Below are 21,690 nucleotides of genomic sequence, written 5' to 3' on the forward strand. Positions count from 1 at the left end.
TGATGACAAATTATATGAGCATTTTGTTTGCTAAGTATCAAAAAAATAGCGAAGAATAGCAGTTTTTGAGAACTCAAGTTTTAGAGGACAAGAGAAAATTATGCGAAATTTTGGGACTCCGCCAAAGAATCGCTTGTATACGAATTTGAACAGCTACCTGCTGTTTTTAAGTTATGTCCTCCTAGGACGATTAAAGCAAGACAAAAAAGAGATTGAGTTGTTTGAAAAGGCGCTATGTGAGAGGTTTGCTACTCAACATGCAATTTGCGTGTATCAATGTCGAGTGGGGATATATCTTGCTGTTAAAGCTTTAATTAAGCCGGGACAAGAAGTAATTTTGTCTCCTTATACGATTGCGGATGTAGTCAATATGGTGATTTTTGCGGGGGGGCGTCCTGTATTTGCTGATGTGGATCGCCAAACCTGTAATATCTCACCTACAGAAGTAGAGCGTTTGATTAACCGGAACACGGGAGCGGTTTTGATTACGCATTTGCACGGATTGGCTGCGGAAGCGCACCGAATTAAAGAAATTTGCGATCGCTTCCACGTTCCAATGATCGAAGATTGCGCTCAATCTTTTGGCGTTTACGAACAAGAAAAAGCTGTGGGAGCAATTGGCGATGTTGGTGTATTCAGCTTTGAAATGCATAAAAATTTAACTACCTGGCTGGGAGGCGCAGTCATTACCAACCGCACAGATGTAGTAGAAAAAATCCGCGCTGATTTAGAAAGTTTTACCTATCCACCGCTTCCTGGTATTCAAGGCAAAGTTAAAACAGGATTGATTCAAGATATTGCTAGCTCTCCTATTATCTTCCAGTTATTTACCTACCCGATACTGCGATTGAGCTACCTCAAAAATCTTGAAGTTGTCAACGAAAAAGTTCGCAGAAAACCCCAAGAAAGCCAACCAGCAGAACATTTACCTGAGATATATAAGTCATGGTACACACCATTTCAGGCTCGTCTTGGGTTATTACGACTGAAGCATATCGATCGTGATATTAAGACGAGAGTTGATAACGCGCTGTTGTATTACGAGGGATTAAAAGATATCGATGAATTAATTTTGCCGCCTCTGCGGACGGATGGCTCTCATACTTATCTTTGGTTCCCCGTGCAATATTCTCGTCGGGACGATCTGCTACGATTTATGTACAATCATTATCGAGATATCGCGGCTGGACATTTTACTAGCACTGCTGATTCGCCTCGATTTCAAGAATTTTATCGAGACTGTCCGAACGCGAAAAAAGTTGAGCAAGAACTATTTTATTTGCCTACCTATCCTTCCTATTCGCAAAAACAAATCGAGAAGAATATACAAGTAATTCGGCAATATTTCCGGCAGATATCATCAGTTAATCAAGCCAAAAATACACCAATATATACTCATTCTTAATATGTATTTTGGTGGGCAATACCCACCAAAATACATATACTAATTGAGATTTGCTATAAACAACGCTTTTACTCTTGTTCTTCTTCAAAAAACCAAGCTTCTGCCAATAGTGTAAAGCCAACCAGCCAAAGTAATAAGAAAATCGAAACCAGAATTATTCCTGTCATGGCTAATAACTCCCCCGATTTAATTTCAGTACAGAGTTATATTCAAGTTAGCGAGATTTTCATTGACTAAAGACAAGTTGCAACAAAGATTGACAATAAGTTTATGGATAACGGGATATGTATCTCTGTTGCTTACCCACTCCATCATCAAGGAATACCTTCGTTGAGCGATGATTAGTGTTGTTGTGTGTCACTTCTTTTTGCTAGCAGATTGAGTTTGCTCAGAATTAACTAATTCATTCTTTGATGGTGGAAATGTCTGCTTGACATATTCAGGTGTGGATGATGGTGTTGCTTGACTAGAAGGCTGCTTTTTATTCTGATTTAAAAACCCGATAATACCGCCACTGCCAATAATAATTGCTGTCAGAGGTATGAGTACGTATTGTATCCACCATTGAATATTTGTGGTCGCAAGTGAATCGCTGAAAACAGCACCGCCGCTTTTCAGCGCCTCTTTGACTTCTTTTGAAAGCCCACTACTTCCTCCAAATAAAGCAGATTGGACATTAGTACCACTGAAGTCAACGCCATTGAGTTTTGTGTGTTGTAAATTAGCATGGGACAGATCAGCACCGATTAAAATTGCTTCTCTTAAATCAGCACCTTTTAAATTAGCGTTACATAAGTTAGCACCCCGTAAACTGGCATTACGTAAATCGGTACCGCATAGTTGAGCATTCTGAAGCTTTGAACCGTTGAAAATACAACCTCTCAGATCACTGCCATTGATTTTTGTACCGATAAATATATGATAGGAAAGGTCTTGATTTTTGCGATCGCAGCCATTCCAATCTTGATAAGAAAAATCGTTATCGCTCATAGTTGAGATTCCCCTTGTGATTGTTGGCGATTGAGCTTTGAGCTTGCATACCAAAACCACCCAACAACTCTGAGAGGTTATGGCTGTGAAAATAGGGTTTAGAGAAGAAATATTTTCCTATGAGAGGCTAATTTGTAGCCTTTAGCTGAATGGGAATGAGCTAAAGGCTATATCTGAAACAGCACCGTAAATTGAGCTTAACGCCAAGATTCAAAAATCATGGCGATCGCAAATAAGCAGAATAGCGCTACTGCAACCCGTAAAAACCAGATCCAGACATCAATAGATAGCAAGCTGTTAGCCAGTGAGAATGCACCGAAAACTTGAAACACCACAATAGCGATCGCAAAACCAGCTATAGCCAATACCAAATACTTCAGTCCTTTACCTGTGACAATTAATAGGGGATTGGTTTTCATAGCTTTTTTCCTGTCTTCAGTAGGGAGTTGAACAACAGACGTTTCATGGTGTTTATTGCTGTGCATAAAATTTCCTCCGGGATTAAAAAAGCCGGTCAGTGCCAATTGCACCACCAGCTTGTAAACTTCTCATTTATCAAAAGCCAAATGTCTTCAGAAAATTAGATATTCAATTGTGTAAATGACTTGATTCAGCTACCAATCCTCTTCACTTTGGGTAGCTTTGACCATGTAGCAAATTATTTTCCTTTGTGTGATTGCCTCCAAGCTATCCAGCTTTCAATGATGTAGTGATGCAACTGTTGAATTTCTTGCAGTTCTTGTGGAGTCAACTTGTAACGGTGACTAATATGACCGCTTAATTCCACGATGGTTTCATATTTAGCCTTTTTACTGGAAATAATTAACTCACCGTGTTGAGTCTCAGCCAAGGTTTCAATCAGCAAAAAGCTCATGTGCGAAAAGACTGGTAGTAACTCAGTTACAAACTGTTTGGGTTTGGCGAAAATTTCGGGGCTACCTCTTTCTTGCGCTTTGAGTCTTGGTAAAGGTTCTGGAGGCTGTTCTCCTATTTTCAAGACGGTTTTGATATTGTTGGAACTTCTGATAAAGTCTGGCAAGAGTGAGAAGCTGTCCATGTTAGTTGCTCCGTGATGTTGGCCGTTGAACTTGAAACTTATCTGTATATCTCACATATACCTCACGTGAGAGTACATGGATATAAGGATACATGCATTTGCCTGAAAAAAGCAAGTAACTAATGGGAATATTTCTTGAGCTTGGTGAGTTTTTGTAAAAAAATATATATTTATTGTCAGAAAGTTCTCACGTATAAATAAAAAAGCTATACTACAAGTAGGATTTTATACAAAAAACTTTTGACTGGCTAGAACGCACTGGGTGTAGACTATCTTTTTTTTAATTTTTTGGCAGAAAAATAAGTATAAACTGTTGGTAAAGCTGAAATGCATAACTACCAACTAGTAATATAATCGTGTAGTTACTAGAAAATCTAGAAAAATGGTACAAGCTAATCTTTTCTAGATTCGATAGTCATGCTATAGATATTCTCACATACTGATAAATAAAATATTATAGTGTGGAGCTTAGATGTAATGAAGAGCGCAGCTGATATGCCTCTGTTTCCGGATGATTTCATTAAAGAAGTTGCTAGTAAACATGGTGTTACGAAAACCGAGCTAGATGCATTAATACTGGCGTTAAAAGGTGATTCTGGTGCAGAAATTGCGACTAAACTGAAAATTACCCAAGCAGCAGTTAGAAAAAGACTAGGAGAAAGCTACCGGAAATTAGGTATACAAGGAAGCGGGAATAAAAAAATTCAGAACCTCAAACAAAAGCTATATGCGCAATATCAAGGTATTAATGAAAATGTCAGTTTATCAAAAGAAGACTGGGGTGAAGCTGTTGATGTCGAAGGTTTTCGGGGTAGAAATGCAGAAATTCAGGACTTAGAGGAATGGATAGTTAGTGATGATTCCCTCAGATGTCGGTTGGTAGCAATTTTGGGAATGGGGGGAATTGGTAAGACGGTAATCGCGGCTAAAATAGCTAAACAAGTGCAGCCACAGTTTGATTATCTGATTTGGCGAAGTCTCCGTAATGCCCCACCTTTAGATGATATCCTGACGCAACTTTTAAGATTTTTACCGAATGATTCAGAGGATTACTTAAGAGTTAGTGAAAATGACAAAATACTTTTACTGATTGAGATTTTAAGAAAACATCGATGCTTATTAATTTTAGATAATATCGAATCAGTACTGCGCAGTGGTGAGGGTAAAACTCAAGAATGGGCTGGGGAATATGAACCCGGACATGAAAATTATGGTTATTTTTTCACCAAGGTAGCAGAAGCTTATCATCAAAGTTGCTTACTACTCACTAGTCGGGAAAAACCTAAAGAAGTAGCCGCACTAGAAGGTAAAAATTTACCAGTGAAAGTTTTGCAATTATCTAGCCTGGATTTAACAGCAGCTAGAGGAATTTTACTGGATAAAGGATGCAACTGTACTGATGAGCAATTGCAAAAATTAGTCGATAAATATTCGGGAAATCCTTTAGCTTTAAAGATAATTGGCACGACAGTGTATGACTTGTTTAGCAATAACATTACAGAATTTTTAACAGAAATTGAAGCAGCCAGTATTGTTTATGGAGATATTCGCACCCTACTAGATACCCAATTTAACCGCTTGTCAGACTTAGAAAAACAAGTGATGTATCGGTTAGCAATTCATCGAGAATATATTTCTCTGACACAGATGAAAGATGAATTACGCACCACAGAAGCAGAATCGAAAATATTAGAAGTTGTGGAGTCCTTGTTAAGGCGATCGCTACTTGAAAAAGAAGCAAATGCGAGCAGATTTCGTCAGCCGTCTGTGGTGATGGAATATGTGAGTAAACGCTATATCGAACAGGTAACTCATGAGATTAGCGAAAAAAAAAACCGGAGTTTATTAATAACCACCCTTTAATTCAGGCGCGATCGCTCGATCATATCCGGCAAACACAAGAACGGCTGATACTAGAACCAGTTAAGCAAAAGCTACTCAAAGCTTTTGGCACAAAACCAGAATTAGAGTCATATTTACGGCGAATGCTGCGAACTTTACAGCAGGAATCACCGCTAACAAAAGGTTATGCAGGTGGTAACTTGATTAATCTCCTGCGACAACTGCAAATAGATAAATCCCAGCCAGATTTGCAGATTGATTTAAGTGGGCGCGATTTCTCTGGTTTGACTATCTGGCAAGCTTATCTTAAAGATGTCAACTTACAAGACACAAGTTTTGCTAATGGGGATTTAACTGGTTCAGTATTCACAGAAACGATGTCTAGTATTGTTTCTGTAAGATTTAGCCCTGACGGGAAATTGTTTGCTACTGGTTTAATGGCCGGCGAAATTAGGCTATGGCGCACTGCGGACACAAAACAAATTCGCATTTATACAGGTCATACTGGTTGGGTTTGGGCTTTTACCTTTAGCCTAGACAGCAAAATTTTGGCTAGCGGTAGTGCTGACTACACAGTTAAAATCTGGGACTTGGAAACAGGCCAATGTCTGAAAACACTGAAAGAACATACAAATAAAGTTTATTCAGTAGCTTTCAGTCGAGATGGTTCTGTGTTAGCTAGTGCTAGTGAAGACCAAACTATTAAAATTTGGGATATTAATACAGGAGTTTGTCAGCAAACATTCCGCGATCATGATGGTTGGGTGTGGTCTGTCACCTTTCAACCATCTCCCACTAATAACAATAGTCCTTTACTTGCTAGTGGTAGTGCCGATTGCACAATTAAACTGTGGGATATTTCCACGGGTAAGTGTCTGAAAACATTGAGTGGTCATAGCAGTGATGTCTACTGTGTAGCCTTCAGTCCCGATGGGCGGACAATAGCGAGTAGTAGTAGAGACCTGACTGTGAGACTGTGGGATGTGGCTACAGGTAAATGTCAGAACATCTTGCAAGGACATAGCAAAAAAATCTACTCGGTTCGGTTTAGTCCTGATGGGCAAATTTTGGCTAGTGGTAGTGAAGATAGAACAATTAAAATCTGGGATATTGCACGGAGCGAATGTTTGCAAACCTTACAAGGTCATTATAGCCAAGTCTGGGCGATCGCCTTTAGCCCTGATGGTCGTACCCTGATTAGTTGTAGTGACGACCAAACAGCTAGACTGTGGGATGTAAATACAGGAGATTGCCTCAATGTATTGCAAGGCTATACCCGTGATATTTATTCGGTAGCATTCAGTCCTAATGGACAAATCCTCGCCAGCGGTCGGGATGACTACAGCATTAACCTGTGGAACTTAGAAACTAGCGAATGTCACAATCTCCGAGAACATCAAGGACGCATTCGTTCTGTAGCTTTTCATCCCAATGGGCAAATACTTGCTAGCGGTAGTGCTGACAATACTATTAAACTCTGGGATATCACAGATATTCGTCATGGTAAATGTATAAAAACCCTCATCGGACATAGTAACTGGGTGTGGACTGTGGCGTTTAGTCCTGATGGGCAAACTTTAATCAGCAGTAGCGAAGACCGCAGCATTCGCATTTGGGATATCTCTAGTGGAAATTGTCTCAACAAAATCAAAGGTCATAGCCATTGGGTATGGACAGTGGCGTTTCATCCTGATGGCGATACCTTAGCCAGTGGTAGCGCTGACAGCCAAATTAAACTTTGGGATATTGCTAGCGGCGAATGTATGCAAACTTTCAACGACCATCAAGACATGATTTGGTCGGTAGCATTCAGTCCCGATGGGCAACTTTTAGCCAGTGGTAGCGAAGATCACACTGTGAAGTTATGGAATTTGCACACAGGCACATGTCAAACCTTGACAGAACATAATAAACCTGTATACTCAGTGGCATTTAGCCCTAATGGGCAGATTTTGGCTAGTGCAGGTGCTGATACCACTGTGATGTTATGGCAAGTAAATACAGGTGAGTGTGTAGAAATACTGAAATTGGGACATACAGCGGCGATTCGTTCTCTGGCTTTTAGTCCTGATGGTAAGTTATTGGCTAGTGGTAGCGAAGACGAAAAAATTCAACTGTGGGATATGCAAACTTGTAGTCGAGTGCGATCGCTTAAATCTGATCGCTTATACGAACGTATGGATATCCACGGAACTACAGGCTTGACTGACGCTGAGAGAGCTTCTTTAAAAATGTTGGGTGCTATTGATTAAACTCTAAGCTTTTCCACAATGGGTTTTGCCAAATTAAATCCAGGGTGATTAATTTTTTGTCCAGAATTGTTTTGAAGTATATGTATGTAAATACATCATATCTTTTTTGGTTAAACACAAATTAATTGTGCAAATTAATCTCAGTCCTGCATCAACCAAACAATGAAAAAAGAGTAAATTCAGGTATGTAATAGTGTTATTATCTCAAATTAAAAATCAACGAATAGCCACTCCTATTAATTGCATCAAAATTATATTAATTGGTGAATTTATCAAACATAGAAGCTTTAATGGTGCCAACAAAGCCTTACCCGTTTTGGCGTCTAGTTTAGCAAATGCCGGATTTGTTCAAGTTTTACAGTTCGATTTAGAACGTCCTGACTTGAATATTGATGATGTTTTAATAGAAGTTAGAGACGCTGATTTAATTATCTTTGCAGGTTGTTTAACAACCCAATGGACAGAAATTGATATACATAGTCATAAGGTTTTTGGAGAACTGCAAAAATATGGTAGAGAAACTGTACCAATTTTAGTTGGGGGCTATGCTACTAAAAGTGTTGTAGATATTGCTCAAATAACCCCTTGGATTACAGCATTTTGTGATGGTGAAGGTGAAGAATCAATTGTAGAAATTGCTCATGCAGTTGCCAGAGGTACTTTCTATGAAGAAATGAAATCTTTACCGGGCTTATGTTTTATGACTCAAGATGGTGAATTTTATCGCGTTACTTCTAACGAGCATAAAAATGCCATTTTTCACCGTACCATTGCCCAAAGAGTGAATAATTTTGATGATATTGACCAAAATTTTAATTTAATTCATGTACCACAAGTACATGATATGGATATTTTTAAAGCTGCTGATGGTAAGCAATTAAAAACAGCCCAACTTTTTACCCAACGCGGGTGTCCTTGGGGATGTGGTTTCTGTAATAAAAGTAATGAAAGTAATTATATTACTAGGTTAAGCGAAGCATCTTTTCGGCGGCAATTACAGCAATTAAAACAGCGTGGATATGAAGCTGTTTATTTAGATGTAGATACTTTTACAGTTCACGATAAAGCAGCCAAACAAGAAGCAGAAATTTTACAGGAAGAAGGCTTTGTTTGGGGTTCTAATACGCGCATCGATAAAATTAACTACGAACAGATGCGTTATTTAGTAGAACATAATTGTGTCTATATGTTTTTTGGCGTTGAGCATATTTTACCAGAAGTATCATTGGCAAATCATAAATTTAATGGCTCTATTCTCAGCCAAATTAAGCAAGCTTTTGATTATCCGGCTAAGATTGCTAGAGTTTTTCAGGATATGAATCAAGCGGGGTTACCTAGTAGTTATTTTTTAATTTTAGGCTTACCCAAAGCTAAACTCAACGCCGCAAAGACGGAAATCATGGGTTATGAACCAACCACTTTTGCAGATGATATAGAAGCAATTAGGTTTGGGATTGAAACTTGTAATCCAGATTATTTAAATTTTAATGTTCTGCGATTTATGCCAGGGAGTATGGCAGCTGATACAATTGGCGATTGTAGCTATTCTTGTGTACGTCCTTCAGGAAATCAGCCAATTACTGCTGGATATTTCTTACCCCGCGCTGTCAAGCATTATGGCTATTCCCAATCTCAAACACATGGTGTTTATCGCTTGTGTGAATCAGTGAGTGAATATCAACCGATTACAACGGCGATGAATCCCCAGCGAGTTTACGATACCATTTGCTACGCCATGCAGTTAATTAATCATAAGATTGATTGTGGCGGTAAAGCTACAAAGTTATTTATTGATAAAAACTTGCAAGGCTTAGGTTTAGTCAGTCAAGATGAACGGGGAAGATATACGATCGCACCTTTAGAAAAATTTGCCAACATACCGCCTGCTGTTGTCAATCCCTCAAGCTTACAACTGAGAAAGCAATTGAGCGTTGAAGGCTTTAGTAATGCGATCGCGTGACAGTTCCAAGTGCGCTACTGTGGAAATATCCAGGTTTTCGCTAAATTGCTGTAGCTGCTTGTCAATGGCTGTTTGTAGTTGACGCAATTCATACCAAGCCAACGTTCTACCATCTTCAGCAGCGTCAGTATGCTGTAACATCATTTCTAGCAAAATATTTAGGTGTTCCCGTTGTAAGGAACGGCGAATACTCGAAATTTGTTTTGGTTTTTCTGGTGTGAAAATTTCTGTCCAAATACCTTTTTGTAAGGTATCAAATAGTTCGGGGATGGTTAAAGCTTCCCCTGGTGGTGTTTTTAATTCTATGTCTTGTAGGCGCGTCAGGCGATCGCTATTTAAAAGCGATCGCAGTATCCGACTTTGGAAGCGAAAAATGCGATCGTGAAGGGGATAATCTAAGCGATCGTTAGGGATGGGATTACCCCAATGTTGCCAGCGTGACGGTGCTAGCTGATTTAATAATTGAGGGGAAAAACTAAAGGCATCTTCCGCAAATATATATTCTTGCAAATTTGTCAATGCTTGACGCTGTTTTTCTAGGGTAACGGGGACAAAAGCCCAAGAGGTGTCATCCCCAGCATGAACCCGGCGGAAGGATTGCCCACCAATATATTGAGAAACTAAGGTAGCGTTACGAAAATAGTATCTAAGGACGCGATTAAATAAGACGCGCAAATTGCTATAGCTTTCGCCTTTGGGGAGATAACGCCGATCCAAACGTTCCCACATCAGGCGGGCATTATCCATTTGCCATTGGGAATACATTAATACATCGCTGCTCATATCCCAGAGGTTTGCTAAGGGATTGATATCCCAAATATCTTCGTCAGTGGCGTAAGATAATTCTGGCTGCGGCGATGCTAAAGCTATCTGTTCTAAAAAGCTTTTTTCTGCTTCTGGTTGCGGGCTGATTTTATAACCATATTCAATTGCCCATTCATCATAAGGCCCTATCACCCCAGGAAAATAATCACCTTGCTGTTCTCCTTGGGGAGCAATATTCACCGGTAAATAATCCATCACCGAACCCGCTAAACCTTTGGTGTGGGTGATTTCCATGTTATTTAATTCCTGGGGCGCTAACATGGTGCTGCCATGAAAATTATGGCGTAAACCCAGAGTATGTCCAACTTCATGGGCAATCACAGAACGCAAGTATTGATGCACATATTCCTTCATGGCTTCGCTATCGGGTGTGTTGTTCTGCAACAGCGATAACGCCAACGCCCCCATAGCTGCTTGATCTAGAGAATCTTTACCATAGCAAATTTCGGAAGAAGGCAGAAGTAGAGAATTCTTCCCTTCTGGTTTCTGGCTCACTTCGACTTCGCTCAGTGAGCGGCCACATGGGTTTTTACTGGCATTTCCATCCATCAAGGCGCGATATTCTTGCTGAATGGAACGCACCATACCTGCATCGACGATAATATCTGCATCTAATATTTCCCCGGTGAAGGGGTTAACGCGCATCGGCCCTTTGGCAAAACCTGCATCGAGGGAATTGAACCAGCGAATAGTGTTATAACGCACATCTGCGGGGTGCCAATCAGCATCATCTGGCATTTGTCGCACTTCAATGGCATTTTGGAATCCCGCTTTAGCAAAGGCTTTGTTCCACATCAGCACGCCTTCTTGAATGGCGTCGCGGTACTCTAATGGCACAGCGTTTTCAATCCAAAACACTATCGGCTGTTTGGGTGGCGATAAAGGTGCGTGAGGATCGGTTGGTTCTAAATGCCAACGATTGATGTAACGTACAAATGGTTCTTGAGTGCGATCGCTTGAGAAATCTTGGAAGGCTGTAATAAAATATCCCACTCTATCATCAGCCATTCTCGGTAGATAACCGTTATTTTCTCGCAGTTGGGAAAAGCTGTAGTGGACTTTTAAAGAAAGTGCCCGACTATCAGGCAATGTTACTAAATTTGCTCCTTCCGGTGAGTAAAACCCGTAAATATAATCAATCTCTAGATTTTCGGGAAAACTATTAACATCATCAAAATAAGACTTACTTCCATCTAAGCGATAATCTGCTTGTAAAGAGTATTTTAATAAGGGAGTTAAACCGGGAAAATCCTGCATCAACAGACTATCCAGGTTAATCAATATATTTTTACTCCGTGGATCGATGGTGTCTATTGGTATAGCATAAAGAACTGAATCGCTAAAAGAACGAGCAAGCGATCGCTGTTCTGGTTCGCCTGGATCTGTCCGGAATTTTACATTGCGCACAACAAAGTGCAAATTATTATTGACTCGGCGGAAATAAAAAAGAAAATCGGACAGGGGTAACCCGCTATAAATTCCACTCTCCCCCAATCCCGATTCTAAGGTTACTGTCGCTAAGTAATTTTTATTCAGCTGTTCTGGTGTCAATTCTAAATAAATGCTTCCATCTTCATGATGGCGATAAACGGTGAATAGTCCCTCTAATTTCTCCGTTCCTTTGACTATCTCTCGAAATCGTCGCCAATCTTCCTTTCTACTTTCACCAAAAACATTGTCCGCAATGGCGATATTTTCCCATGCTGGATTTGTGGGAATTTGCGACACATCAATATTTGCAAGTTGGTTGGCGACTGCGTAATTAGTTCCTATTAACCAGTTATACAGTAACAATAAACAGATTAAGAATTTCCCGATCCAGTATTTCATCCTTTAGTTTTCCAGCTGAAGCGATTCTCGTTTTCAGGAAAAAATGTAGATTCATGCGTTATCAGCCAGCCTTACCAATACTTCCCCAATCATTTGAATCTACGCACTCGATAAATCCACCGCAGTCTGACAAACAATTGTTTGTCAGGGAATAAATTATCCATTTATAAGATGAAATTCATTATATAGCAAGTTTTTATGTCTTTAGGTAGATATGTTCTCATACTAAAGATATAGGTTTTTTGAAGTTATATCTTGTATTTAAAAGCAAAAGACGCGCATAAATTGTATTTAGAACTACATTTAAGCGCATCAGCAATAATGACTAATTTTTCATGAGTAACTGATAGGACTTACGCAGAAGTTACGAAACCAAGCACCTCTCACGACAAGAAAGATCAAGCATAAATGAGATTGTGTAAGATATTTTGCATCAGTCAATCAGATATCTGCGCGTCTCCTCGCCAAGCATAATTCTGTTGCGTGAAGGTACTTTCTCTCAAGCCATATTATCGAGAGAGTGATGTCTGAAGACAAGCCGATACGCTTTGACGCATCTGTGACGCATATTTTTTTGCACAAAAATCTCTACTATTTTATTGTTTGGCTTCTATTTTTCACTAAATCATTAATTTTCAAAATAGACTTAATTTGCCATATTTATTATTATGTAAAACTTCAATGATAAACATTGATTAAATTCAATGATTATTTGATAGATAGAACAATAAGTCTTACTGATAACTATCTTTATAAATTAACATTTTACGAATTGACTAGTTTGCAGTCAATATAAGAATAAGAACTTCAAATATAGAAAATATCTTTTTGGTAAAAAAACATGGCATTACTTACACAAGCTACTCCAATTACAAATTTTTCCGGAAGATTGACGATTGAAACTGCGGAAATTGCTGCTGAAACTACTGCTATACGTTGTCTTGACTGGGATAGAGAACGTTTTGATATTGAATTTGGTTTACGGAACGGTACAACCTATAACTCGTTTTTAATTCAAGGCGAAAAAATCGCTTTAGTTGATACTTCTCACCGCAAATTTGAGAATTTATACCTAGAATTACTCGCTGGATTAATTGATCCTGCTGATATAGATTACTTAATTATTAGCCACACCGAACCCGATCATAGTGGTTTAGTGAAAAATATTTTAGAATTGGCTCCTAATATCACCGTAGTTGGTGCTAAGGTGGCAATTCAATTTTTAGAAAATATTGTTCACCAGCCATTTAAATCAAAAATGGTGAAAAGTGGCGAACGTTTAGAATTAGGTAATGGGCATGAATTAGAATTTATTTCTGCGCCGAATCTACATTGGCCAGACACTATTTTGACCTATGACCATAAAACTAAAATTCTCTATACCTGTGATGTATTTGGAATGCATTACTGCGACGATCACACCTATGATGAGAATTTTAATGTCATCGAAGAAGATTTTAAATATTACTATGATTGCCTGATGGGGCCTAATGCACGTTCGGTTTTAGCAGCGCTAAAGCGGATTGAAAAATTAGAAATTGGCACAGTAGCGACAGGACACGGGCCTTTACTACAACACCATATTTCTGAATGGTTGGGTAGATATAGTACTTGGAGCCTAGAACAAGCAAAAACAGAAACATTAGTAGCCATGTTTTATGCTGAAGACTATGGCTATAGCGAACAATTAGTGAGAGCGATCGCACATGGTTGTACAAAAATAGGTGTCGCCGTTGAATTAGTCGATATTAATAGTGCTGAACCTCAAGAAGTCCGGGAATTAGTCGGACAAGCTGCTGGTTTAGTAATTAGTATGCCATCCCAAAATTCAGTGACAGCACATGCAGCGATTGGTACTATCTTAGCTGCGGCGCATCAAAAACAAACCATTGGCTTATTAGAATCAGGTGGTGGTGAAGATGAACCAGTTTATCCCTTACGCAACAAATTTCAAGAATTAGGCTTAACTGAAGGCTTTCCACCGATTTTAGTCAAAGAACATCCTACTCAATCTACAGAACAATTGTGTGAAGAAGCCGGGACAGATTTAGGTCAATGGTTAACCCGCGATCGCACTATTAAACAAATCAAATCTATCAATACAGATTTAGAAAAAGCCCTTGGTCGCATTAGCAACGGACTATATATTATTACAGCCAAAAAAGGCGAAGTGCAAAGTGCTATGTTTGCCTCTTGGGTTACCCAAGCTAGTCTCAATCCTTTAGGTGTAGCCATTGCTGTTTCTAAAGATAGAGCCATAGAATCTTTGATGCATGTAGGCGATCGCTTCGTGTTAAACGTCTTAGAAGAAGGCAAATATCAAAGCCTGATGAAACATTTCCTCAAGCGTTTTGCTCCCGGTGCAGATCGTTTTGCTGGTGTGAAAACTTATCCTGCAACTAATGGATCGCCCATCTTAGCTGAAGCTTTAGCTTATATGGAATGTGAAATTACCAGCCGCATGGATTGTGGCGATCATTGGATTATTTATAGCACCGTGCAAACAGGAAGAGTCGCCAAAATAGATGGATTAACAGCAGTCCATCACCGCAAAATTGGCAATCATTATTAATTGGGAATGGGGCATTGGGCATTGAGGATTTGTCATTTGTCCTCCTTGTCCCCCGGTCGCCGAGCGGAGCCGAGGCGCTACCCTCTGCCAGGTTGGTGAGCGAAGTCGAACCACTGCCCTCCGCCTTCTCATAACACCGCTTCACACATTAATTGAGAGTGCTCTATGTATCAGCCTGCTGAAAATAACCCAACTCCCATGTACCAAATTAATCGGGGTCGGATTGTGCGTAGCCTGGAATTTATCCAAGACATAATTGTGATTTCTTTATGTATTGGGTTATTTAGTTTCATGGTGATTCAAGTGAGAGATATGTTTCTCTCCTTGCTTCCGCCTCTAGATTTCCATGTTGTCACTGCGGATATTCTCTTTTTACTGATTCTCGTTGAATTATTTCGACTGCTGATTATTTATCTCCAAGAACAACGCATATCTATTGGTGTAGCTGTTGAAGTTTCTATTGTTTCCGCTTTGCGAGAAGTGATTGTTAAAGGCGTATTAGAAATAACTTCGAGTCAAGTGTTAGCAACTTGTGCATTTTTACTAGTTTTAGGAGTCTTACTTTTCCTGCGCGTTTGGTTACCCCCCACCTTTGAAGGTATCGATCCAGAACAAGAAGTATCCAAACGTTATAAACGTCGCCATCTAGAAGAATTAGCAAAAAACAACGGACGTTAGGAAGACAGGCTTCTCTGCGAGAGGCTGCACCAACGACTTCGCTCAGCCTTCGGAGGACAAGGAAGACAAGGAGGAAAAATAACCAATGCCCCATGCCCCATATCAAGAGGTTACTATGAATGCTACTTTAATACCCAACCGCAGTAGAGATGTTCAAGTTGCGGAGATTGGTGTAAATACTTTGATAATGCGATCGCGTACTTGGGAACGTCTCAAATTTGAGGTTGAATATTCCCGTCAACGCGGAACGACAGCAAATTCTTATTTAATTCAAGCTGATAAAAAGGTTTTAATTGACCCTCCTGGTGAGTCTTTTACGGAGATTTTTTTAGAACAAATAGCACAGCATATAGACTTGACTACGTTAGATTACATCGTGCTTGGTCATGTCAACCCCAACCGCAGAGCCACTTTAAAGGAATTGCTGTCTTTAGCACCCCAAGTAACTTTAATTTGTTCTCGTCCGGCGGCTAATGCTTTAAAAACCGCTTTTCCGGAGTGGGATTCCCATATTCAGGCTGTGCGATCGCAAGATACCCTGGATTTAGGCCAAGGACATCAACTCTCATTTATTACCGTTCCTACTCCCCGTTGGGCTGATGGGCTTTGTACCTACGATTCGGCTACAAAAATTCTCTACACTGATAAGTTTTTTGGCGCTCATATCTGTGAAGATACTTTATTCGATGAAGATTGGAAAACTTTAGATGCGGAGCGGCGTTATTATTTTGACTGTCTCCATGCACCGCAAACGAAGCAGGTGGAAGTTGCTTTAGATAAATTAATGGTATTGGGTGCTAAATGTTACGCTCCAGCACATGGCCCGGTGGTGCGTTATAGTCTGAGTCGTTTTACTTATGATTACCGTCAATGGTGTCAAGGTCAAAAATCCCAGGAGTTAAGTGTAGCTTTACTTTACGCCTCAGCTTATGGGAATACGGCAATTCTCGCCAATGCGATCGCTCAAGGTTTAATTGAAAATGGCATTAATCTGAGCGGAGCCGAAGTAACCTCTCTCCCCTTTCAAGCTGGCTCAAACACTCCTGAGGGAATCGGCACTAGTTGCGGAGTAGATAAACAGATTCCCTGTCTATACCAAATCCCCTCAACCTCAAAAGCTTCAAACTGCGTGGTCAAAATTGCCCACGCTTTTTCATTGAGTCCAGCCGAATAAGTCCAAGTGAATCCTCTATCGTTGTGCAATCTTTGTTCTAGTTCGGCTAAGTCCTCAGGTAGCCAAAACTGAGTCATAACCCTTTGTGTCGCAATTTCGGGCGGTGTTTGTAACATCTCAACCATTGGCTGATTCACAATAATTTGTTTGCGAGTATCTTGCCTAACTATACTTACAGGGCGATCGTTTTCCGCAGCAGCAACCATGCGGTATAACAACTCTGATGGAACGTGTAGCTGGCTGCAAAATACCGCACCCTGATATTGCAAAATGCGTTCGGCTGTCTGTGAGGCTGTAGGCGCTGGTTTGGTAGCCATCCACCCAAAAAATTCAATCGGTTGCTTACAGCCTCGCCATTTAATCCGCACTTTCCCATTAATTTTGTATGCAGTTTCGCTGAGTGCTTCTGCGTAGCTTTGCGCTAAGTAAGTGGCATCCCGCTTTGTTGGGGCTAAAATTGAAACCCCTTCATAAGACATTTTGTAATTCCACCCCGGTAAGTTGAGGATTCTAAGAATACTCGCACTCATCTTCTTTGACACCTTGAGAATCTTTATCTACTTTTACACCCTGTGTATCTTGATATACGGAAATTTTGAAAGTTTCTTGCCAGATTTTTTTTCTTTCCTCTTCCGGGATAGCTAAAGCGGATGTAATAATCGCAAAGTCCCCTGGTGTTGGTAGTACTTCGCCTTTGGCTAAGGCGGGCAAGTTTTTGACCCCACAACGCTTGAGTTTTGCCATATTGATTCTGACGACATCAGCAATTGTTTTTGGAGCTGCTTTTTGAGCGTTGAGCGCATGAGCATCTGTTTTTTTGGCTATCCACTCTTGAGCCATTTCTTCTAAAGCGTCGCTTTGAGAAATACCCAGGCGGGCACAAATGCTTTTAAACTCTAGGGCTAGCTCCAGGGGGATATAGCCGCTGATTTGTTTGTAATCGTCAGAACGCCTTCTGTCAGTCATATGTCGAAATTGTGAATATTATCCTTGTCTCTATTTTCTCTCATGAATTCTAAAAAGCAAGACATTCGTGTGTGTCACATTTAAATGACAGCTTGACAAAAAAAAATGACAAGCCTAGTATGATGACAAGGAGCAGTAAAACGGCTGAAGATCAAAGAAACGGTAGACTACCTAGAAGCTAGCTACTTATTTGCTAGTTAGCTTCTCACCTTTATTGAGGAATCTAATGGGTTTATCATGTCCTTAACTTAAGTATATATGCTTGTGTTTATTCCGCCACATGGAAATCGTCAGAGCTTTAAATTTGCTTATCCTAACTTCAACAAGTTGCAGCGGTATTAGCGGTCTGTCTCATTAATTTATATAGTTTGTATTCAGCACCTCAAAGACTAATGAAATAAACTGCTAGAGTCCATCGCACAAAGAATTTCGCATCGTCAAAAGTAAGTCCAAATTGTTCGCACTCAACCACAACAGTAGACACCTTAATAGCTGATTACCTTAAGTTTGAGCTTATTTATACAATCGACTCGGCTAACACTATGACTAAATTAACCTTCGATCAATTTGTCCATCCCTTATCTGAGTTTCCTGGTATTGTCCATCGCGAAGATAGTGATGAGCCGATGTTAGATATGTACACTATGGCAGGTGTATTACTTTATGCAGCTTGTGCCAATGGTAATTTAAAGGCCCAAGAAAATATTTTAGAAACATTAGCAGCCCATACAGAATTAGATGCCCACCTTTTATTTGAACGGTGTAAGATAGGCGATCGCGCCGCAATTTTACAAACAACTAGCCTGATAGTCGCTGGCTTAGAAAGCAGTATGGAGACCGTAGAAGTATTCTAAATAGGTGAATTGTATCCGTAGGGTGATGTTTTTCCTAGCCCAGCCTAGAGAAAATATCACAGAAACTTACCTACATATTGATGAATAGCTTAGTTCTGCCAAAAAATATTCAATCTGTGCTAGATAGAAACAGCGATCCTGACACGATTTTTAGGGAAATTTTACCCCTAATTGGCGAAGTGTTACAGTGCGATCGCTGTTTTCTGTATTTGCGAAATCCCCAAACTAAATTAGCGAAAGTTGCTTATTGCTGGCGACGCCATCCAGACATCCCAGATGCAACAACTTCAGACTGGGAATTAGAATCAGAGTCTTTACCTCAAGAAGATCCTTTATTTGCGGCTGCACTCCGCACCGATCCTTCAGTTTATGTTGAAGATATAGAAACTTCTAGCCCAAAAGTTGTCAATAAAGACTTTGAGCATGAGTATATGGGACATAGAGCCTTAATTCATGCTCATTTACGCCATAATCAGCAATTATGGGGGATTTTGCAACCTGCTGTTTATGGGAAACCGCGAGTTTGGTCAGAAAGCGATCGCGCTTTAGTCACAGAATTAGAAAATAAACTTACACCCTTAGCGATCGCTTATGTCAAAGCTGTAACTGAATCTTAATTTGGTAAGTGGTTGGCGCAATTAACAATAAATGAGAAGGTTGTCATTTGTCATTTGTCAGAGACGCGATAATCCTTGTCTGTAAAGTTGTCATTGGTTTGAAGCTACGTATACTATTAGGTAAATTTTAATAAAGACAACACAGATATTAGATATAGAGTCTGTGAGGGAGATTTAACTTGGAGTTAGGGAAAATCTCATGGATACGTTTTCCCCTAATACCTAAAATTTCTGCCTCTTCTTTCAGAGACGAGTATTAAAAATGACTATATATCAATTTAGCGAAGATTTTTACTGGGGCGTTGCTACTGCTTCCTTTCAAATTGAAGGTGCAGTTAATGAAGGTGGCCGGAAACCCAGCGTATGGGATAAATTTACAACAATACCTGGAAAAATCCTCAATCAGGATACTGCTAAAGTTACTTGCGATCACTATCATCTTTACGAACAAGATGTAAAGCTGATGGCAGAATTGGGTATCAAGCACTATCGTTTTAGTATTGCTTGGCCTCGTATTATCCCTGATGGACGAGGTCAAGTTAATGAAGAGGGTGTTGATTTTTATAAGCGCTTGGTAGATTGCCTGCACCAGTACGATATTACTCCTCACGCTACCTTATATCATTGGGATAGTCCCCAAGCCTTAGAAGATTTATATGGTACTTGGCAGAATCGCCAGATGGCTGTTGATTTTGCTGATTATGTTACCGCGATTGTCAGCCGTTTAGGCGATCGCATTACTCACTGGATGACACTCAATGAAATTTATTATTTCACCCATGCTAGTTATGGTTTTGAGTTAGAACCATTACATGCGCCAGGACAAATTCTCAGCAGTCAAAAAGCAGTATGGCAAACTTCCCATCACGCCTTACTTGCTCACGGCTTAGGATGTCAAGCTATCCGCGCCGCTTCACCGATTCCTTGTAAAGTTGCTTTAGTAGATAGCATTGGCGTAACTGTTCCCATCAACGAGTCTCCTCGCCATATAGAAGCTGCTAAAAAAGCCTTCCAGACATTTAGATTTAATGGGGGTATTTTGATACCCGCCCTCACTGGTGCTTACAGTCCAGCTATGCTTGAGGAATTAGGAGAAAATGCCCCAGATATTAAACCAGGAGATTTAGAAATTATTCATCAGCCCTTAGATGCAATTGGTCTTAATATCTACAGCGGTGCTTATGTGCGTGCTGTCGATAATGAAGCAGGGTATGAATTACTCAACTTTCCCAAAGGCTACCCAAGACTGCATATGCCCTGGTTACATATCGTACCTGAAAGTATCTATTGGGGAATTCGACATATCAGTGAGACTTTAGGGCGAGATGATTTACCAGTCATGATTACAGAGAGTGGTTGTGCGGCAGAAGATGACTTAAATGCTAATGGTGAAATGATAGATACTGACCGAATTATGTATCTACGACAGTATTTAAAATCAGCTAATCGCGCTGTGAATGAAGGCTACCCATTGAAAGGATATTTTCTCTGGACATTCGTAGATAATTTTGAATGGGCTTGGGGATATTCTCGACCTTTTGGTATTGTTTATGTAAATTACAATACCCAACAACGCATTCCCAAAGCCAGCTATGAATGGTATGCAGAATGTATCCGTCAAAATCGAGTTGTTTAGCTCAATTAAAAGTCTGAAAATAAATTTTTTGTGATTACTAAGAGAAAATCCCACCTTTAAAAAAGATGGGATGAAATTAACAACCTACATAAAATTTGTAAGAATTAGTTCGGGGAAAGGCTGCGAATTTAAATCATTTTAAAAATCCTCATGGGTAGCAGAAGAATGGATTAAACTGCTTATTTCTCGCAAACATAATCTTGTTAAATAGGTGAACCAAGTACTAATACCTACTAGTTTCCATAAATCTTCTATTTTCGCAACCAAATGAGAATTATAAATCCTATCAGACACAATTGATAATACAAAAAATACTACCGCAGCCAATAAAATAATAAGCTCTGTTTTCTTAATAAAATTGAAATTTTTGAAAGTACCAAATAATATAATTGCCAGATAAAACACATAAAATACATTTTCGGAAATATTTAAATATTTAGGAAATACTTCTTCATGAAGCAGCAATAAATCGTCAAACATTAGAAAACATGTTAAAAATCCTGAAAACAATAAAAATTTAGATAATTCTCGATAACGATGATTTTTCTTTAAAATTGCGTAACTAAAAAGACAACTTGTCGCACCAGCGCACCATAACAATATACCAATATTGGAAAATAATCCTATATAGAAAGGTGTATGAGTAAGTGCTGATGGGTCTCTTGTTAAATAGCTTATCCCTGTTTTTTGCCCTATATTTAAAAATAGAAAAATTAAAGTAACTGGAATCATTGTCGCTAAAAATATCAAAGCAACAATTTTTATTTGATAGCTAGGCTTTGTGCCTGCGGTAGGGATTAAATTTAAGGCAATTAAATTTTTCATGAGTCTCATCAATTATTATTTCTGTAATTCGATTTGTAAAAATAAATCTATGATTTTGCTCCTGAAAATGGGTAGTTGGAAATTAAAGGTAAGAATGAATTAATATTGTTATTAATTAAATTGTGACAATACTGATTTATCAAGCAATAAAAATTAGCTCAAAAATTATTCTTTGAGTCAAAAAATTATTTGATTTCTGCAATTGGA

At 39.4% G+C, this 21,690-nt stretch carries 16 protein-coding genes and 1 pseudogene; 10 read left to right on the top strand and 7 right to left on the bottom strand.

What is annotated here, in order from left to right:
* Nucleotides 1-100: 100 nt before the first annotated feature.
* Nucleotides 101-1,405, top strand: a complete 1,305-nt coding sequence (locus H6G41_RS19255; RefSeq protein ID WP_190747788.1) for a DegT/DnrJ/EryC1/StrS aminotransferase family protein — start codon at nt 101-103, stop codon at nt 1,403-1,405.
* Between the two features lie 357 nt (nt 1,406-1,762).
* On the opposite strand, the gene H6G41_RS19260 is transcribed toward H6G41_RS19255, so the two are convergent.
* From H6G41_RS19260 to H6G41_RS19270, 3 genes are all read right to left on the bottom strand, one after another.
* Entirely contained in the window at nt 1,763-2,395 is a 633-nt protein-coding gene (locus tag H6G41_RS19260) for a pentapeptide repeat-containing protein (protein WP_190747789.1), read from the bottom strand.
* Nucleotides 2,396-2,592: 197 nt separating this feature from the next.
* Entirely contained in the window at nt 2,593-2,814 is a 222-nt protein-coding gene (locus H6G41_RS19265; RefSeq protein WP_190747790.1) for a hypothetical protein, read from the bottom strand.
* Nucleotides 2,815-3,053: 239 nt separating this feature from the next.
* Nucleotides 3,054-3,452 (bottom strand): hypothetical protein, encoded by a 399-nt coding sequence (locus H6G41_RS19270; RefSeq protein ID WP_190747791.1) that lies wholly within the window; start codon nt 3,450-3,452, stop codon nt 3,054-3,056.
* Nucleotides 3,453-3,929: 477 nt separating this feature from the next.
* Here H6G41_RS19270 and H6G41_RS35205 point away from each other — a divergent pair, with 477 nt between their 5' ends.
* The 3 genes from H6G41_RS35205 to H6G41_RS36090 all read left to right on the top strand — a co-directional run bounded on the left by H6G41_RS35205 (nt 3,930) and on the right by H6G41_RS36090 (nt 9,506).
* A complete protein-coding gene (locus H6G41_RS35205; RefSeq protein WP_242037977.1) occupies nt 3,930-5,315 on the top strand; it encodes an NB-ARC domain-containing protein in 1,386 nt (461 codons plus the stop codon).
* 122 nt (nt 5,316-5,437) lie between these two features.
* Nucleotides 5,438-7,546 (top strand): WD40 repeat domain-containing protein, encoded by a 2,109-nt coding sequence (locus tag H6G41_RS35210; RefSeq protein WP_242037978.1) that lies wholly within the window; start codon nt 5,438-5,440, stop codon nt 7,544-7,546.
* Nucleotides 7,547-7,739: 193 nt separating this feature from the next.
* Nucleotides 7,740-9,506: a radical SAM protein gene (locus H6G41_RS36090; protein ID WP_190747792.1), complete on the top strand. Its 1,767-nt coding sequence runs from the start codon at nt 7,740-7,742 to the stop codon at nt 9,504-9,506.
* Here H6G41_RS36090 and H6G41_RS19285 read toward each other — a convergent pair.
* A complete protein-coding gene (locus tag H6G41_RS19285) occupies nt 9,453-12,161 on the bottom strand; it encodes a zinc-dependent metalloprotease (RefSeq protein WP_190747793.1) in 2,709 nt (902 codons plus the stop codon). The genes H6G41_RS36090 and H6G41_RS19285 overlap by 54 nt on opposite strands.
* An 841-nt stretch (nt 12,162-13,002) precedes the next feature.
* On the opposite strand from H6G41_RS19285, the gene H6G41_RS19290 reads away from it, so the two are divergent.
* From H6G41_RS19290 to H6G41_RS19300, 3 genes and pseudogenes are all read left to right on the top strand, one after another.
* Nucleotides 13,003-14,733, top strand: coding sequence for a diflavin flavoprotein (locus H6G41_RS19290; protein WP_190747794.1), 1,731 nt, complete (start codon nt 13,003-13,005; stop codon nt 14,731-14,733).
* 165 nt (nt 14,734-14,898) lie between these two features.
* Entirely contained in the window at nt 14,899-15,411 is a 513-nt protein-coding gene (locus tag H6G41_RS19295) for a phosphate-starvation-inducible PsiE family protein (protein ID WP_190747795.1), read from the top strand.
* Between the two features lie 115 nt (nt 15,412-15,526).
* Nucleotides 15,527-16,405: pseudogene (locus tag H6G41_RS19300) on the top strand (FprA family A-type flavoprotein); the annotation flags it as partial.
* A 29-nt stretch (nt 16,406-16,434) separates the two neighbouring features.
* Here H6G41_RS19300 and H6G41_RS19305 read toward each other — a convergent pair.
* Together H6G41_RS19305 and H6G41_RS19310 are read right to left on the bottom strand one after the other, a co-directional pair.
* Nucleotides 16,435-17,115, bottom strand: coding sequence for a PAS domain-containing protein (locus H6G41_RS19305; RefSeq protein ID WP_190747796.1), 681 nt, complete (start codon nt 17,113-17,115; stop codon nt 16,435-16,437).
* The gene (locus H6G41_RS19310) at nt 17,096-17,551 is read right to left on the bottom strand and encodes a hypothetical protein (protein WP_190747797.1); all 456 of its coding nucleotides are present in this window, start codon (nt 17,549-17,551) and stop codon (nt 17,096-17,098) included. Before H6G41_RS19310 ends, H6G41_RS19305 begins: the two co-directional genes overlap by 20 nt.
* 542 nt (nt 17,552-18,093) lie before the next feature.
* On the opposite strand from H6G41_RS19310, the gene H6G41_RS19315 reads away from it, so the two are divergent.
* The 3 genes from H6G41_RS19315 (at nt 18,094) to H6G41_RS19325 (ending at nt 20,658) form a co-directional block, all read left to right on the top strand.
* Nucleotides 18,094-18,405 carry a hypothetical protein gene (locus H6G41_RS19315; RefSeq protein ID WP_190747798.1) on the top strand — a complete coding sequence of 104 codons (312 nt, stop codon included), beginning with the start codon at nt 18,094-18,096 and terminating at the stop codon, nt 18,403-18,405.
* An 80-nt stretch (nt 18,406-18,485) separates the two neighbouring features.
* Entirely contained in the window at nt 18,486-19,022 is a 537-nt protein-coding gene (locus H6G41_RS19320; RefSeq protein ID WP_190747799.1) for a GAF domain-containing protein, read from the top strand.
* Nucleotides 19,023-19,284: 262 nt separating this feature from the next.
* Nucleotides 19,285-20,658, top strand: coding sequence for a GH1 family beta-glucosidase (locus tag H6G41_RS19325; protein ID WP_190747800.1), 1,374 nt, complete (start codon nt 19,285-19,287; stop codon nt 20,656-20,658).
* A gap of 138 nt (nt 20,659-20,796) precedes the next feature.
* Here H6G41_RS19325 and H6G41_RS19330 read toward each other — a convergent pair whose 3' ends face one another.
* On the bottom strand, nt 20,797-21,483 hold the full coding sequence (locus tag H6G41_RS19330) for a hypothetical protein (RefSeq protein ID WP_190747801.1): 687 nt from the start codon (nt 21,481-21,483) through the stop codon (nt 20,797-20,799).
* Nucleotides 21,484-21,690: the final 207 nt, after the last annotated feature.

The sequence above is a fragment of the Tolypothrix sp. FACHB-123 genome (genome assembly GCF_014697075.1).
Classification (GTDB): Bacteria; Cyanobacteriota; Cyanobacteriia; order Cyanobacteriales; family Nostocaceae; genus Aulosira.

Excerpts from the sequence above, each read along its gene's own strand:
- H6G41_RS35205 (WP_242037977.1), top strand. The coding sequence starts at position 3,930 with ATGAAGAGCGCAGCTGATATGCCTCTGTTTCCGGATGATTTCATTAAA.
- H6G41_RS19295 (WP_190747795.1), top strand. The coding sequence starts at position 14,899 with ATGTATCAGCCTGCTGAAAATAACCCAACTCCCATGTACCAAATTAAT.
- H6G41_RS19320 (WP_190747799.1), top strand. The coding sequence starts at position 18,486 with ATGAATAGCTTAGTTCTGCCAAAAAATATTCAATCTGTGCTAGATAGA.
- H6G41_RS19305 (WP_190747796.1), bottom strand. The coding sequence starts at position 17,115 with ATGAGTGCGAGTATTCTTAGAATCCTCAACTTACCGGGGTGGAATTAC.
- H6G41_RS19260 (WP_190747789.1), bottom strand. The coding sequence starts at position 2,395 with ATGAGCGATAACGATTTTTCTTATCAAGATTGGAATGGCTGCGATCGC.
- H6G41_RS19325 (WP_190747800.1), top strand. The coding sequence starts at position 19,285 with ATGACTATATATCAATTTAGCGAAGATTTTTACTGGGGCGTTGCTACT.
- H6G41_RS19285 (WP_190747793.1), bottom strand. The coding sequence starts at position 12,161 with ATGAAATACTGGATCGGGAAATTCTTAATCTGTTTATTGTTACTGTAT.
- H6G41_RS35210 (WP_242037978.1), top strand. The coding sequence starts at position 5,438 with ATGCTGCGAACTTTACAGCAGGAATCACCGCTAACAAAAGGTTATGCA.
- H6G41_RS19290 (WP_190747794.1), top strand. The coding sequence starts at position 13,003 with ATGGCATTACTTACACAAGCTACTCCAATTACAAATTTTTCCGGAAGA.
- H6G41_RS19270 (WP_190747791.1), bottom strand. The coding sequence starts at position 3,452 with ATGGACAGCTTCTCACTCTTGCCAGACTTTATCAGAAGTTCCAACAAT.
- H6G41_RS19330 (WP_190747801.1), bottom strand. The coding sequence starts at position 21,483 with ATGAAAAATTTAATTGCCTTAAATTTAATCCCTACCGCAGGCACAAAG.
- H6G41_RS19315 (WP_190747798.1), top strand. The coding sequence starts at position 18,094 with ATGACTAAATTAACCTTCGATCAATTTGTCCATCCCTTATCTGAGTTT.
- H6G41_RS19255 (WP_190747788.1), top strand. The coding sequence starts at position 101 with ATGCGAAATTTTGGGACTCCGCCAAAGAATCGCTTGTATACGAATTTG.
- H6G41_RS19265 (WP_190747790.1), bottom strand. The coding sequence starts at position 2,814 with ATGAAAACCAATCCCCTATTAATTGTCACAGGTAAAGGACTGAAGTAT.
- H6G41_RS19310 (WP_190747797.1), bottom strand. The coding sequence starts at position 17,551 with ATGACTGACAGAAGGCGTTCTGACGATTACAAACAAATCAGCGGCTAT.